Origin of the sequence: Maribacter sedimenticola, assembly GCF_900188415.1 — a bacterium.
GTDB classification, from domain to species: domain Bacteria; phylum Bacteroidota; class Bacteroidia; order Flavobacteriales; family Flavobacteriaceae; genus Maribacter; species Maribacter sedimenticola.
Map to the genome: position 1 here is coordinate 514,404 of NZ_FZNV01000001.1, position 16,194 is coordinate 530,597.

Consider the following 16,194-nt stretch of genomic DNA (forward strand, 5'->3'; position numbering starts at 1 on the left):
TCGTTTTACCTATTAAGGTATCAAGCTAATTTATTTGGCTTTTACGTTATTTTGGCCTTTAGATTTTCTTGTTTTTTACATTTAAAGAGCATTGAACCCTTTATTTATGGTTTTTAATTTAATTTATAATGCACCCCGCTACTGTCCAAGTTATGCAGAAGCTCACTTGAAATCTGCACTTTTTGTTTTCTGCTAATTAAATTGACCTTGATTTTTTCTTCCATTTCATACACAACAAAATTAATAGGATGCTCCCCTTTATGGTTGACCAAGGTATCTTTAAGCTCCAGGACCTTTTCCTCTTGTAATTCTGCAATATTCAATTTAATGGTAAGTTTGCGGGCATAGGTCTCCATGACCTCCTGTAACATCATAAAACTGTTGAATTGCATTCTGGGATCACCTTTTTTACCGGTTTCCTTGTTGGTCCATCCTTCTCTCACAAACAATTTGACGTAGGCAAAAGAATTGATCATTAGAAAATGCCTGAATTTAAGGTACTCTTCGCCAAAAATCCTGAATTCAAAAGAATCCATATAATCTTCCATTGTAAACGCCGCCCATCCTTTACCGTTTTTAGATACCCTGTGCTGTACATCCGTAATTACCCCTGCAAAAGTAAGTTCCCTGTTCACATAGGAGGGCAGGTCACTGGCACATGCAATATTGGCATTGCAGAATGCCTTTATTTCAGTCTTGAAATCATCTAGCGGGTGACCGGATATATAAATACCCACTACCTCTTTTTCCCTCCGTAATTTTTCCATAGTGCCCCATTCCTCGCATGGTGGCACGGTAGGTTCTGGTATTTGTACTTCACTAGCATCGCCAAATAAACTTACTTGTGCGGAATTTTCGTTTTCCTGAAATTTTGCACCGTATTTAATGACCTTTTCCAAGAAGGTAATACCGTCACCATCATCATGAAAATATTGCGCCCTATGGGTGGTTCCAAAAGAATCGAACCCACCTGCGACCGCTAAATTTTCAAATGCTTTTTTGTTTGCGGCGCGGAGGTCTATACGCTTGGTAAGGTCAAATACGGACTTGTACGGCCCATCCTTTTCACGGTTCTTGACAATGGTCTCTACCGCACCACGCCCAACTCCTTTTACGGCACCCATACCAAAACGAACTGCACCGGCGTCGTTCACCGCAAATTTGTAATAGGATTCATTGACATCCGGCCCAAGTACGTCCAAGCCCATACGCTTACATTCTTCCATAAAGAACGTTACCTGCTTAATGTCGTTCATGTTGTTGCTCAATACCGCGGCCATATATTCGGCAGGGTAGTGGGCCTTGCAATAGGCAGTCTGGTAGGCGATCCATGCATAACAGGTGGAGTGCGATTTGTTGAAGGCATAGGCGGCAAATGCTTCCCAGTCTTTCCAAATTTTCTCCAGTTTGTCCACCGCATGTCCTTTAGCGGAAGCCTGTTCAATGAACTTGGGCTTCATCTTATCTAGTACGTGCTTTTGCTTTTTACCCATAGCCTTACGCAGAACATCGGCCTCACCTTTGGTAAAGTCGGCCAATTTTTGCGAAAGGAGCATCACTTGCTCTTGGTAGACCGTAATTCCATAGGTCTCCGCAAGATATTCCTCACAGGCGTCCAAATCGTACACAATTTCTTCGGTACCGTGTTTACGGGCAATGAAACTGGGTATATATTCCATTGGGCCCGGGCGGTACAGGGCGTTCATGGCAATTAGATCGGCAAAGACCGTAGGCTTTAACGAACGCATGTGCTTTTGCATTCCGGGGGATTCATATTGGAAAACCCCAACCGTTTCCCCTCGTTGAAAGAGCTCGTACGTTTTTTCGTCGTCCAACGGAAAATTCTCCGGGTCTAGCTCAATACCATGTTTCGCCTTTACGATTTTAACGGTATCCTTGATCAAGGTCAAGGTCTTTAATCCCAAGAAATCCATCTTTAATAATCCTGCGCTCTCAACAACGGAGTTGTCGAACTGGGTACAGTACATATCAGAATCCTTGGCAAGTGCCACAGGTACGAACTTGGTAATGTCATCTGGCGTAATAATCACCCCGCATGCATGAATACCGGTATTACGTACGGAACCTTCTAGAATATAGGCCTGGTTTAGGGTTTCGGATTCTAATCCGTCCCCTTCGGAAATGTTAAGAAGTTCGTTTATCTTTTCAAGTTCTTCACTGTTGAACTTGCTCCGTAACACTTTTTCATCGACCCCAATGATCTTTTTTAATTTAGACATGTTGGGAATCAACTTTGCCATACGGTCCGCATCGCCCAAAGGTAAATCCAATGCCCTGGCCGTATCCCTGATAGAGGATTTGGCGGCCATGGTACCGTAGGTGATAATCTGTGCCACCTGGTTGGAGCCATATTTGTCAATAACATAGTCCATAACGCGGCTACGGCCCTCATCATCAAAGTCTATATCAATATCGGGCATACTTACACGATCCGGATTCAGGAAACGCTCAAAAAGTAGGTCGTACTTAATGGGGTCTAAATTCGTAATCCATAAACAATATGCAACGGCGGAACCTGCTGCCGATCCACGACCCGGACCAACAGATACGTCCATACTACGTGCGGCCCTAATGAAATCCTCAACGATCAAAAAGTAACCCGGGTACCCCGTTTTTTCAATTACCTTAAGCTCAAAATCAAGTCTTTCGTCAATCTCTGGAGTAATTTCGCCATACCTTTTTTTGGCCCCTTCATAAGTAATGTGGCGCAGGTATTTGTTTTCGCCACGTTTACCGCCATCCAGTTTATCCTCCTCGAACTGAAATTCCTCTGGGATATCAAAAGCTGGCAACAATACATCCCGCGCCAGGGTAAAGGTCTCTACCTTGTCCACAATTTCTTGGATATTGATGATAGCCTCAGGTATATCCTTGAACAGCTCTTTCATTTCATCCGAAGACTTGAAGTAATATTCTTGATTGGGCAAGCCATACCTGTAGCCACGTCCACGGCCTATTGGGGTAGCCTGTTTTTCACCATCCTTTACACATAATAGAATATCATGTGCATGCGCATTTTCCTTTGCGGCATAGTAGGTGTTGTTCGTAGCAACCAATTTTACATTGTGCTTCTTGGAAAATTGGATCAACACTTGATTAACCCGATCTTCATCTTCCTGACCGTGGCGCATGATCTCTATATAAAGGTCATCGCCAAATGTTTCTTTCCACCAAAGTAAAGCTTCTTCCGCTTGGTTTTCACCAACGTTCAAAATTTTACTGGGAACCTCACCGTATAGGTTTCCGGTCAATACAATTACATCTTCCTTATATTGTTCTACTATTTTTTTGTCGATTCGTGGCACGTAATATTTACCGTCCACAAAGGCAATGGAAGACATTTTTGCCAAATTAAGATATCCCTTCTTGCTTTTGGCAAGCATGACGATCTGGTAGCCATTGTCTTTTTGCGATTTGTTGGTATGGTCTTCGCACACCTGGAACTCACAACCTATGATCGGGGTAATTTCCAGTTCCGGTTCCGGTAATTCGTTCAAGGGTTCCTGACCTTCTTCCAGTGTTCCGTTTTGGGTAGCTTCATACCTTTTTAAATTAGCCTCGTTTCTCGTTACCACCCCTTTATTATGGTTGATCACACCGTTCACAAAATGGAACGCCCCCATCATATTGGCATGATCGGTCATGGCCACTGCAGGCATTTTTGCTTTTGCCGTATTTGCGATCAAATCTGGAATACTGGTGGTAGATTGTAATATTGAAAATTGGGTGTGGTTATGCAAGTGTGCAAAATTGGCCGACTCTAATGTTGCCAGATTTTCCTTGATTTCTTCTTGGGAAACCCCACTTGTATCCTTTTCCCAAAGTGCATCGGCTATTTTTTTTGATGCTTTTTTTAGGTTGATGTGCTTAAGGCCTATAAGTTGTATTTCTTGTGGATTGGCCTCGTTGAAATTCTTGAAATAGTCTGGCTGAACATCTAGTTGCTCGGCAGTATATTGATGCTTTCGGATAAGTTCCAAAAAGCAACGTGTAGTCGCTTCAACATCGGCGGTAGCATTATGCGCTTCGCCAAATGGTTCGCCAAACAAATATTGGTGCAGTTCCGTAAGCGTTGGTAGTTTGAATTTACCACCACGGCCACCGGGAATCTGACAAAGCTGTGCAGTGTGCTCCGTACAGGTGTCCAAAACCGGAAGCTCCTGTAATGGGTTTTCAACCCCCATGCGGTGAAACTCCGCTCCCATAATATTTACATCAAAGCCAACATTTTGTCCAACGATAAACTTTGTTTTGGACATGGCAATATTGAACTTCTCCAACACTTCTGCCAAGGAAACACCTTGCTGTTCCGCCAGCTCGGTAGAAATACCGTGTATTTGCTCCGCATCATAGGGAATATTGAAACCGTCCGGGCGTACCAAATAATCTTGATGTTCAATGCAATTGCCCATTTCGTCATGCAACTGCCAAGCTATCTGTATACAACGCGGCCAATTGTCAGTATCGGTAATAGGGGCATTCCAGTTTTTGGGAAGACCGGTGGTTTCAGTGTCAAAAATGAGGTACATAGCTAATTTTCTGTGTGTTCAATAGGTCGGTCAGCAGACCTAAAAAGAGCCCATAAAATTACTAAAAAAGAGGTGTTGGTAAAAGCTGAGTTACTAGTAGTTATTAACGGTTGCAATTTTATGTGGAGGGCAACGCTTTTTAAGATTGATGGTTATGTACTGCATTATTTAAAAAGTTTTGTGTCAAGATGATTAAATTACCTGCATATACTGTTGCCAATTCCGTAAATTCAATTATATTTGCACCCGCTTTTAGATGGGCATTGCTCATTGAGGGCGAACGAGTTAAAAAAACTAGAATTAATAATCAAGGGTCGGGCACCCTACAAATTAATGTGATATGCCAGTAAAAATTAGATTACAGAGACACGGTAAAAAAGGTAAACCATTCTATTGGGTAGTTGCTGCAGATGCAAGAGCAAAAAGAGATGGTAAATTTTTGGAAAAATTAGGAATCTACAATCCTAACACTAATCCTGCAACTATTGAGCTTAATGTTGATAATTCTGTTAAGTGGTTGCAAAACGGTGCACAACCTACAGATACGGCTAGGGCTATCCTTTCTTATAAAGGTGTACTTTTAAAGAACCATTTGTTGGGCGGTGTTCGTAAAGGGGCATTGACCGAAGAGCAGGCAGAAGAAAAATTCAATGCTTGGGTTACTGAAAAGGAGCAAGCAATTGCCGATAAAGTTGGTGGTTTGGACAAAGCTAAGCAAGAAGAGCGTGCTAAGGCATTGGCTGCTGAGAAGGAAGTAAACGAGAAGCGTGCTGCAGAAGCTGCCGCTGCCGCTTTGCCAGAAACACCAGAAGGTGAGAATGCAGAGGAAGAAGTAGAAGCTGTAGAAGCTGCCGGCGAGCCAGAGCAAGCTGTTGAAACTCCAGAAGCTCCTGCAGAGGAAGAGGATAAAGCATAAATTTTAAGAAACGATGCGCAAGGAAGATTGTTTCTACCTAGGTAATATCGTTTCAAAATATAGTTTCAAAGGGGAGGTGCTGGTAAAACTGGACACTGACGATCCCGAGATTTACGAAAATATGGAATCAGTATTCGTTTCTTTAGGAAACAATCTGGTTCCATTTTTTATTAAAAGATGTCGGCTTCATAAATCAAACTTGCTCCGTATTGATTTTGAAGAAGTAAAATCAGAATCAGATGCGGACCGTATCATGAAATGCGGCCTTTATCTACCGTTGACCCAATTACCAAAGCTTACCGGCAATAAATTTTACTACCATGAGGTCATAGGGTTTACCGTAATGGATAAGGTTCATGGGGATATAGGCATTATCCAAAGTGTAAACGATACTACGGCACAGGCATTGTTTGAAGTGCTAAAGGATGATAAGCAATTATTGATTCCTGTTAACGATGACATTATTACCAACGTAGACCGTGAGCAAAAAACCATAGAAGTAACTACACCGGAAGGTTTGGTAGAGCTGTACCTATCCTAAATTATAATTTTAACCCCACTTAGGTTTTTATTGAGTTTTATACAGTTCTTTAGGAAAATCATAATTTTTAGAGGTTATACTTGCTATATTTTAATATTATTTAACCGCTAGCCATTGTTATTGGTCGAATTTTAATTGTGAATACTGCCTAAGTTTAGTAAGTTCAAAGGTGCTTTGTAAATTGGTCACCAATGCGTATAAAATTTAGGAAACCTGTTAGTATTGTTTTATTGATGTTAGCAAGTGCTCTGCTCATCTTGGGTTGCAATACCAATAGTGGGCCTAAAATTGCCATGGAAGCAAGTGGTAGTCAAAAGCAAATCCCAGATAATGTTGACTTCACCTTTCATGTTAAACCTATCCTTTCCGATCGTTGTTTTAAATGCCATGGGCCGGACAAAAATGCCGTAGAAGGTAATCTGTCCTTGCATTCTGCAGAAGAGGCCTATAAAGCTTTAGGCAAACTTAACGACCGTTTTGCCATTGTTCCCAAAGATGCCGCAAAGAGTGAATTGGTGCACAGGATTTTTACGGATGACAAGAATTTGATCATGCCACCCCCGGAATCCAATTTGGTTCTGGAGGAATATGAAAAGAAAATTCTTAAAAAATGGATAGATCAAGGAGCCGAATACAAAACACATTGGGCGTTCATGCCACCTGTTACTCCGGAAATACCCAAAAAAGAAACATCAAAGGATTGGGGTGAAAATGAAATTGATGCCTTTATCCTAAAAAAATTAAATGAACACCGTTTAAGTCCCAACCCACGGGCCAGTAATGAGAAATTATTGCGTAGGGTAACGTTTGACCTTACCGGTCTACCACCAACCTTAGCTCAGATCAAGGCATTTGTTAGTGACCCCAGTGAAAGTCATTATGAACAAATTGTAGATTCTTTATTGAATACGGTAGATTACGCGGAGACCATGGCTGCTGAATGGATGGATATTGCCCGTTATGCAGATACACATGGTTATCAAGATGATTTTGAAAGAACCATGTGGCCTTGGAGAGACTGGGTCATCCATGCTTTTAAAGAAAATATGCCTTATGATCAATTTGTTACCTACCAGTTGGCAGGGGATTTATTGCCCAATGCAAATTTGGAGCAAATTTTGGCAACGGGATTTAATAGGAATCATAAGATAACCGCGGAAGGCGGGGTAATTCCTGAAGAATATAGGGTAGAATATGTAGAGGATAGGACAACTACCTTGGGTACGGCGTTCTTAGGCCTTACCCTTGAATGTGCCCGATGTCATGACCATAAATATGACCCTATAAGCCAAAAAGAACATTTTCAGTTTTATAGTTTTTTCAATACCATACCTGAACAAGGGCTGTTGGCCAATGCCAATGAACTCCCCACACCCTATATTACTATCACCCCAAAAGAGGTCAACGATGTATTGGGATTTATCAATTTAGAAAAGAGTGATATGAAAGAGGTACCGGTTATGGTCATGAAAGAAATGGATGAACCTAGATCTTCCTATATACTGGATAGGGGTATCTATGATCAACATACGACACAAGTATATCCTGACACTCCTTCCTCCATTCTTCCTTTTGATGAATTTCCAAAGAACAGGCTGGGGCTGGCCCAATGGTTGTTCAACAAGGAACATCCCTTAACGGCAAGGGTTTCCGTAAATAGATTATGGCAGCGTATGTTCGGTAATGGAATTGTATCCACATCGTTTGATTTTGGTAACCAGGGTGCCTTGCCTACCCATCCCGAATTATTGGATTTCTTGGCCATTAAATATCGAACGGAAGGGTGGGATACCCAAAAAATGTTGAAATATATGGCTATGTCCGCAACTTACCGGCAGGATACCAAGGTCAACAAGGAAAAACTGGAAAGCGACCCTGAAAACAAATTTCTTGCTCGTGCCTCTAGATTAAGGCTTTCTTCTGAAGCTATCCGCGATCAAGCATTGGCCTTTAGCGGTCTTTTGAGTAAGGAAGTGGGGGGACCCAGTGTAAAACCTTATCAGCCAGAAGGTATTTGGGAAGAGACAACCGGTGGCGGTGGAGGCAGCACGGCTTCCTATACGGTTAGCGAGGGTACGGATGTCTATAGAAAAAGTTTATATACCTTTTGGAAACGAACGGTACCACCACCAAGTATGATGACCTTTGATAGCAGCTCTAGGGATTACTGCTCGGTAAAAAGACAGGAGACCAATACGCCCCTTCAGGCATTGGTACTTTTGAACGATCCTCAATTGGTAGAGGCGGCTAGGGCAGCTGCCGTGACAGAAATGATTGCTCAACCCAATAACGAACAAGAACAAATCAAGACCTTGTTCTTTAAGGCAACATCCAGAATACCTACTGCAACGGAATTGACATCGTTATTTGAATATTACAAACAGATGCTACAAAAAGTGGAGCAAGGTGAAATCAATGCTCAGGAATATCTGGGTATCGGTAAAAGTAAGTACCCAAAAGATCTGCACGCAGATGCACTGGTAGCGATGTCATTAACGGCACATACTATTCTTAATTTGGACGAAACCATAAATAGAGGTTAAGCATGAGCGAAAAGAAAATTCTTGAGGAACGGTCGTTGATCTTAAATAGACGTTCATTTTTGGGTAAAGCTGCAATGGGTGTAGGAGGACTTGGACTGGCATCCATATTGGGTACCGACCTTTTTAGAAAAGGGTCAAACGGTTTGTATACCGCAGATAACGGTCCCGGGGGTGTACAAGGTATTTTGGATTCCCTGCATCATCCGGCAAAGATTAAACGGGTCATCTATCTGTTTCAAAGCGGCGGTCCTTCCCAATTGGAATTATTTGATTACAAACCGCTATTAAATAAACGAAGGGGAGAAGATCTACCGGAATCCATTAGAAATGGTCAGCGTTTAACGGGCATGACCTCCGGTCAGGATAGTTTTCCGTTGGTGGGTTCAAATTTTGGTTTTCAAAGGCATGGTAAGAACGGAACGTGGGTTAGCGATCTTCTTCCCTACACGGCAAAAATGGTCGATGATATCTGTATTATCAAGTCCATGTATACAGAGGCGATCAATCATGACCCCGCGGTTACCTTTTTTCAAACGGGTTCCCAGCAACCGGGCAGACCAAGTATGGGTTCATGGTTAAGTTATGGTCTTGGCAGTGAGAACGAAAACCTTCCTGCGTTTACAGTATTGTTGTCAAGGGGGTCGGGGAGACCTAATGGGCAGCCTTTATATACCCGCTTATGGGGTAACGGATTTTTACACTCCTTGCACCAAGGTGTACAGTTTAGGGCGGCAAAAGACCCAGTTCTGTACCTGAACGACCCCAAAGGCACTACAGCAGAGGTCAAAAGGGCCATGTTGGATCAATTGGCCGAACTTAATGATCAACATTATCAAGAATCTAACGATCCGGAAATTCAAAGTAGAATAGCTCAGTATGAAATGGCTTACCGCATGCAGACTTCGGTACCGGATGTTATGGATACAGGGAAGGAACCGGACTATATTTATAAAATGTATGGGTCGGATGCCAAAATTCCCGGTACCTATGCTGCAAATTGCCTTCTTGCAAGGAGACTGGCGGAAAAAGATGTACGGTTCATTCAATTATACCACATGGGGTGGGATCAACATGATAATTTGCCCGGAGCCATACAGAAACAGGCCAAGGACGTTGATCAAGCATCTGCGGCATTGGTTGCCGATCTTAAACAACGTGGGTTATTGGAAGATACTTTGGTAATTTGGGGAGGAGAATTTGGCCGTACCAATTATTCCCAAGGTCTTTTGACCGATACTACATATGGACGGGATCATCATCCTAGATGTTTTACTATGTGGATGGCCGGTGGCGGTATAAAACCAGGTATGGTCTATGGTGAAACCGATGAGTTTGGGTATAACATTATTAAAAACCCCGTGCATGTCCATGATTTTCAGGCAACCATGTTGCATCAGCTGGGCATTGATCATGAAAAATTCACCTATAAATACCAAGGACGTCGTTTTAGACTTACAGATGTGGAAGGTACTGTGGTAAAAGATATTTTAACCTGATGAAAAGAAGAACGTTTGTGAAAAATACAGCTATAGCATCGGCAGGTTTGTTGGGTTGCGGTAATGTTTCCGCTAATATGTGGGCGTATAAGGATGCCATAATAGGTCATGGCACGCATCAATATAAAATAGACCTTAATTGGGGCGCACTAAACCCCAGTTACTATCCTGTGAATGATTGCCATGAAATGGTTCAAGATTCTAAGGGGCGCATTTTACTTTTGACCAATCACATAAAAAACAACATCATTGTTTATGACCGAAATGGTAAATTGTTGGAAACGTGGGGGACGGATTACCCCGGTGCGCATGGTTTAACACTGCATGTAGAGAATGGGGAAGATTTTCTTTATATAGCGGACAATACGCGACACGAAGTGGTAAAAACGACCATTGATGGTAAAGTGGTACAGGTTTTTACCTATCCTAAAGAATCCGGAAAATATGAATCCAAAGATCAATACATACCCACGGAAACGGCTATTGCTGACAATGGGGATGTCTATATAGCAGATGGATATGGAGCACAATTTATTATGCGGTACAATGCCAAGGGAGAATTGCTGCAAACGTTCGGTGGTAAGGGGGATGAGGACCATCTTTTTCAAAATGCACATGGTCTATGTATCGATACCAGAGAGGGAAAGGAACCTGAACTTTTGATTACGGCCAGAAAGCAAAATAAGTTAAAACGGTTTACCATGGATGGTGAGTTTATAGCCAGTATACCTTTGCCAGGGGCATATATCTGCAGACCGGTCATTAAAGGGGATACTATTTATTTGGCAACAATATGGTCTGGGGATGGTTCTAATGGCACAGGATTTATCTCAATTCTTAACCGGGACAATCAATTGATCTCTGCACCGGGAGGATGTGCTCCGGTTTATGAAAATGGCCAGTTAAGACCTATGTATCAAGCAGTGAAGGTCTTTACCCACCCCCATGATGTATGTGTGGATGACGATGAAAATATCTATGTGGCACAGTGGAATTCAGGAAAAACCTATCCCATTAAATTAAATAGAATATAGCATGCGCGTAACCCTATTGGTATTACTATTTGCAGTAATTAATAATGCATGTGTTTCGCCGGATAATGCGCATGCCCCTACCGATCAGTTTGTGCTTTCATCACCACAGATTCAAACAACCCACGTACTTTTTGATTCGGTTACCACGGTCAGCTTAAATTTTGATTTTACAGGCGCCATCATCAAATATTCCTTGGACGGTAACCCGGTGAAAAGGAATTCCAAAGTTTATGATGAACCTTTGCAAATCAAGAACAATACCACTATTAATGCCAAAGTTTACCATAAGGATTATCAGGAAAGCGATCAGGTGCATTTGCAAGTGGTCAAGGTAAACAGGAACAATAAAATTGAGCAAATTGATCTAGATCCTAAGCCTAATGAAAAATATCCTGGGTCTGGTGTTAAGGGGTTGATAGATTTTAAAAAGGGTTCCGGACATTTTTCCAATGATCCGCAATGGATGGGTTTTCAGACAGATAGCATTAAGGTTTCAATGAAATTTAAGGATAATATTGAGGTTTCCGCATTGGTACTAAGTACCCTAACCGACCAGGCTAGTTGGATATTTGCTCCGGCCAGGCTGGCCGTATACCATAAAAATAAACTTGTAGGCAATATGTTTTTTCCTAAAAGTAATTTGCCGGGCAATGAAGGGACTACATTTTTAAATGTTCCTGTTAAAAAGGAAACATACCGCGAATTAAGTTTGGTAATTTATGGGTTGCCCCAAATACCGGAGTGGCATCAAGGAAAGGGTACCACGCCGTGGTTCTTTATGGACGAAATTATAATTCAATAACATGATGCTCTTGGAAATACAAATTGGCCATCTTCATCCACTTTTGGTGCATTTACCCATCGGCATCATTTTACTGGCCTTTTTATTGGAAATATACAGTAGGTTCAAACCTAACAAATCCTTTAGGGAAAGTATTGAATTTACCTTATTTGTTGCCGTGGTTTCCGCACTTCTATCCTTGGCAACAGGATGGTTGTTGGGAGAGGAAGGAGGTTATGAAGAGCAAGCACTTTTTCTTCATAGGTGGATGGCCGTTTCATTTACCGTTGCAACCATACTGTTGTACTTGGTTAAAAGAAGTACCAACCTAAAGCTCCAAAAATTGTATTTGCCCCTATTTTTTGTCGTGTTGATATGTATTGGAGTAACAGGGCATTTTGGCGGTAATATGACCCATGGGGAAGATTATTTATTTATGGAAGAGGATAAGGAAATTGTAATTACCAATATACAAGAAGCCCAGGTCTATGCACATATTGTACAGCCAATTCTTGACGGTAAATGTGTAAGTTGCCATAATTCCAAAAAAGCCAAAGGAGGTTTGATCATGGATTCACCCGCAGATTTATTGAAAGGTGGAGATAATGGTATTTTGTTCGATACGAATACAAATAATGGCACGTCTCTTTTTTTTGAACGTATACATTTGCCTCTGGAAAACGAGGAACATATGCCGCCCAAGGGCAAGGTTCAGTTGACCGATAATGAAAAGGATATATTGGTTTGGTGGATAGCACATGGTAATTGCTTTGATTGCCAGGTGAAACAATTACCTGCCAAAGAAAGAATTGCGTCCATTCTTAACACATTGGAACAGGATACATCCGCAGTTGCCATACTTTCTAGTAAGGCAGAAAAAGTACCAAAGGAATGGTTGACGGAAATTAGGGGAATGGGTATTTCCGTTCAGACTCTTTCAGCGCACAATCCGTTATTGCAAGTGTCAATGTCCGGTTTGGATACAATTACCAAAAACCATTTAAAATCCTTAAAGCAATATGCGGCCAACGTTATTGAATTAGACCTAGGTTTTACCAATTTTAATGATGGGTTAATGGCCCAGATTAAGCCGTTCAAAAATTTAATAAAGTTGAAGTTGCAGGGCACCCATATTACCGATGCCATTGGGGATGACCTTAAGGAATTTGAATTACTAGAATCCCTAAATCTCTATGGTACCGGTGTTACCGATAAAGTATTTCAACATCTTACGGATATTAAGAGCCTTAAAAACGTGTATTTATGGAAAACCAGTGTATCCAATGAGGGAATTGCCCAATTTCAGGCAAAACACCCCAAAACAAATGTTCAGTTGCTTGATGGTGAGTTGTTCAGGGCAACCGTGTTAGATCCACCGGTTATTAAGGGTGAATCTAACTTTTTTAAGGATAGTTTGGCTATTACAATAGAAAGTCTTTTTGACGATGCCAGTATTTATTATACTTTGGATGGTTCCCTGCCCACCGAAAAATCCCATAAATACAAGGATTATTTAATGTTGTCCAATACCGCCAAGATAAGGGCAATTGCAATCAAAGAAGATTGGAAACCTAGTTCAATAGCGGAAAGCACGTTCATTAAAAATAATATTGAGTATGAACAAGTTTCCTTGCTCACACAACCCAATGAGAAATATGCGGGACAAAAAGGTGTTACCTTAATGGACCAAAAACGGGGGTCCATCAATTTTGTAGATGGTAATTGGTTGGGGTTTGAAGGCAAACACCTGAAAACCATAATTGAATTGAAAGAATTATCACCTATCTCAAAAGTTTCGGTCGGGGCATTGTCCGCACCTTCTAGTTGGATTTTTTATCCAACGGCATTCACCATTTCCATATCTAACGATGGTGTCAATTATAAAAAGGTAGGAAAGAAAAATATGGGTATGGAAAGCCCTAATGCAGAGGTAAAACTTACTTTTTTTGAATTGGGACTTGAACCGGTGGAGGCTAAATTCGTTAAATTGGAAATTCAAAGCCCATTAAAAAACCCTAGTTGGCATACGGAACCAGGGGGCAAAAGCTGGATTTTTATAGATGAAATTGTTTTGAACTAATTCTTGTTGCCATAGTTGCTTTTGAACAAGTCTGCCATTACTAGTCGATAGTCGTTAGTATTGGTCTTTAAAACCTATAAAATGAAGATAATTTTAAAATATACAGTGTTATTAATGCTATGCATTGCACAGAATATTTATGGGCAAAAAGTTGCACAGCAACGTAACGTACCCAATGTCATCCTAATTTTTACGGATGACCAAGGTTATAACGATGTAGGTATATTTGGTGCTACGGACATTGCAACTCCCCATTTGGACCAAATGGCTAGGGATGGTGCCAAGCTTACCAGTTTTTATGCAGCGCAGGCCGTATGTTCTGCTTCAAGAGCTGCAATACTAACGGGTTGTTACCCTAATAGAATAGGAATTCACAATGCCTTTATGCCCAATAGTAAAAAGGGACTGAATACCCAGGAAACTACCTTGGCGGAAATGTTCAAGGCCAAAGGATATGCAACCGCTATTTTTGGAAAATGGCATTTGGGAGACCAAGAACAATTTATGCCCAATAACCACGGGTTTGATGAATATTTTGGTATACCCTATTCTAACGATATGTGGCCTTTACACCCGCAACAGGGACCAATTTTTGACTTTGGGCCCTTACCGCTATATGAAAATACCACCGTATTGAAAACATTGACGGATCAGACCGAGCTAACTACCCAGATTACGGAGCGCAGTGTAGATTTTATTCACCGTAATGCGGACAATCCGTTTTTCCTTTACGTGCCGCACCCACAGCCCCATGTTCCACTTTTTGTCTCGGATAAGTTTAAAGGAAAATCAGGTAGGGGATTATATGGTGATGTAATAATGGAAATTGACTGGTCTGTAGGTGAAATTCTAAAGGCAGTGGAAGAAAATGGACTTACTAAAAATACCCTAATTATTTTTACATCGGATAACGGTCCTTGGTTGGCTTATGGAAATCATTCAGGAAGCGCATTTCCTTTTAGGGAAGGTAAGGGTACCGCATGGGAAGGTGGACAAAGGGAACCGTTTATCATTAAATATCCTGGACACATTAAAGCCGGTACAACTATTGACGCTCCGGTCATGGCCATTGATATATTGCCCACACTAGCGGAAATTTGTCAAGCAGATTTACCCAATACCGTTATTGATGGTCGCAGTGCTTGGCCTTTGCTAACAGGTATAACCAATGAGAGTCCGCAGAAAGCGTATTTCTTTTATTATCGGGTCAATGAATTGTTCGGTGTCAGATATGGAAAATGGAAATTATACTTTCCGCATACCTATAGGACAATGAATGGTCAAAAAGCGGGTAAGGATGGTTTGCCCGGTGAGTACAAAATGGTAGATTTGAAGGAAATTGAACTGTATGATCTGGAGTCCGATGCGTCTGAACTAAAAAATGTAGCCTCGGAATATCCCAAAGTAGTGACCAAAATAATGGAATTGGCAGATGATATGCGTTCAAGGCTAGGAGATTCTCTTTTGGGTATGGAAGGCACCGAAACAAGGAAAGCGGGAGAAGTGAAATGAACAAACCATTTAAGTTTAAACAGTTTACGGTACATCAAGACCGTTGTGCCATGAAAATAGGAACCGACGGGGTCTTACTTGGGGCTTGGACCAAAGTTGAACATCAACCTGAATCTATTCTTGATATTGGCGCAGGTACCGGAATTATAGCATTGATGTTGGCCCAACGTAGCAATGCAGAGGTTATAGATGCCATAGAAATAGATCCAGAAGCGTATGAACAATGTGTTGATAATTTTGAACGGTCACCTTGGGGCGATCGTCTTTATTGTTACCATGCGGGGTTAGACGAGTTCATGGATGAAATTGATGATGAATATGAAATTATCGTCTGTAATCCTCCTTTTTATATTGAAAATGTCACCTCTGGAAACCTTCAAAGAGACCAAGCTAGGCAAAATGGATATCTTCCTTTTGATGTTTTGTTGGCAGGGGTACAGGCACTTTTGGCCAATAATGGTACGTTTACCACTATTATTCCCTTTAAGGAAGAAGAAGCGTTTGTGCGATTAGCGGCTACTTTTGGATTACATCCCAAACAATGCCTACATGTAAAAGGAAATGCCAATGCACCGATCAAACGTAGCTTGTTGGCATTTGTAAAACAGAAACACCAATGTACCGTTCAAGAACTCATTATTGAGACGGAGCGGCATCGATATACGGAAGATTACATAGCGCTCACTCAAGCATTTTATTTAAAAATGTAACTTTATCCTTGTGTAATGTTATATTTTTTGA

At 41.4% G+C, this 16,194-nt stretch carries 11 protein-coding genes; 9 read left to right on the forward strand and 2 right to left on the reverse strand.

Annotated elements, in window-relative coordinates; genetic code table 11:
- Positions 1–113: 113 nt before the first annotated feature.
- The gene (gene dnaE, locus CHB68_RS02120) at positions 114–4,550 is read right to left on the reverse strand and encodes a DNA polymerase III subunit alpha (protein ID WP_089259089.1); all 4,437 of its coding nucleotides are present in this window, start codon (positions 4,548–4,550) and stop codon (positions 114–116) included.
- 139 nt (positions 4,551–4,689) lie between these two features.
- Positions 4,690–4,821, reverse strand: a complete 132-nt coding sequence (locus CHB68_RS18760) for a hypothetical protein (RefSeq protein ID WP_262494219.1) — start codon at positions 4,819–4,821, stop codon at positions 4,690–4,692.
- Between the two features lie 69 nt (positions 4,822–4,890).
- On the opposite strand from CHB68_RS18760, the gene CHB68_RS02125 reads away from it, so the two are divergent.
- The 9 genes from CHB68_RS02125 to CHB68_RS02165 all read left to right on the forward strand — a co-directional run bounded on the left by CHB68_RS02125 (position 4,891) and on the right by CHB68_RS02165 (position 16,163).
- Positions 4,891–5,466 (forward strand): 30S ribosomal protein S16, encoded by a 576-nt coding sequence (locus CHB68_RS02125; protein WP_089259091.1) that lies wholly within the window; start codon positions 4,891–4,893, stop codon positions 5,464–5,466.
- Between the two features lie 13 nt (positions 5,467–5,479).
- Positions 5,480–6,007 (forward strand): ribosome maturation factor RimM, encoded by a 528-nt coding sequence (gene rimM / locus CHB68_RS02130; RefSeq protein ID WP_089259093.1) that lies wholly within the window; start codon positions 5,480–5,482, stop codon positions 6,005–6,007.
- 191 nt (positions 6,008–6,198) lie between these two features.
- Positions 6,199–8,550: a PSD1 and planctomycete cytochrome C domain-containing protein gene (locus CHB68_RS02135; protein WP_245838753.1), complete on the forward strand. Its 2,352-nt coding sequence runs from the start codon at positions 6,199–6,201 to the stop codon at positions 8,548–8,550.
- 2 nt (positions 8,551–8,552) lie between these two features.
- Entirely contained in the window at positions 8,553–10,046 is a 1,494-nt protein-coding gene (locus CHB68_RS02140) for a DUF1501 domain-containing protein (RefSeq protein WP_089259095.1), read from the forward strand.
- Positions 10,046–11,080: an NHL repeat-containing protein gene (locus CHB68_RS02145; RefSeq protein WP_089259097.1), complete on the forward strand. Its 1,035-nt coding sequence runs from the start codon at positions 10,046–10,048 to the stop codon at positions 11,078–11,080. Before CHB68_RS02140 ends, CHB68_RS02145 begins: the two co-directional genes overlap by 1 nt.
- A gap of 1 nt (position 11,081) precedes the next feature.
- The gene (locus tag CHB68_RS02150) at positions 11,082–11,882 is read left to right on the forward strand and encodes a chitobiase/beta-hexosaminidase C-terminal domain-containing protein (protein ID WP_089259099.1); all 801 of its coding nucleotides are present in this window, start codon (positions 11,082–11,084) and stop codon (positions 11,880–11,882) included.
- A 1-nt stretch (position 11,883) separates the two neighbouring features.
- Positions 11,884–13,941 carry an FN3 associated domain-containing protein gene (locus CHB68_RS02155; RefSeq protein ID WP_089259101.1) on the forward strand — a complete coding sequence of 686 codons (2,058 nt, stop codon included), beginning with the start codon at positions 11,884–11,886 and terminating at the stop codon, positions 13,939–13,941.
- 81 nt (positions 13,942–14,022) lie between these two features.
- On the forward strand, positions 14,023–15,453 hold the full coding sequence (locus CHB68_RS02160) for a sulfatase family protein (protein WP_089259103.1): 1,431 nt from the start codon (positions 14,023–14,025) through the stop codon (positions 15,451–15,453).
- Positions 15,450–16,163, forward strand: a complete 714-nt coding sequence (locus tag CHB68_RS02165) for a tRNA1(Val) (adenine(37)-N6)-methyltransferase (RefSeq protein WP_089259105.1) — start codon at positions 15,450–15,452, stop codon at positions 16,161–16,163. The genes CHB68_RS02160 and CHB68_RS02165 overlap by 4 nt, the downstream gene beginning before the upstream one ends.
- Positions 16,164–16,194 lie beyond the last annotated feature (31 nt).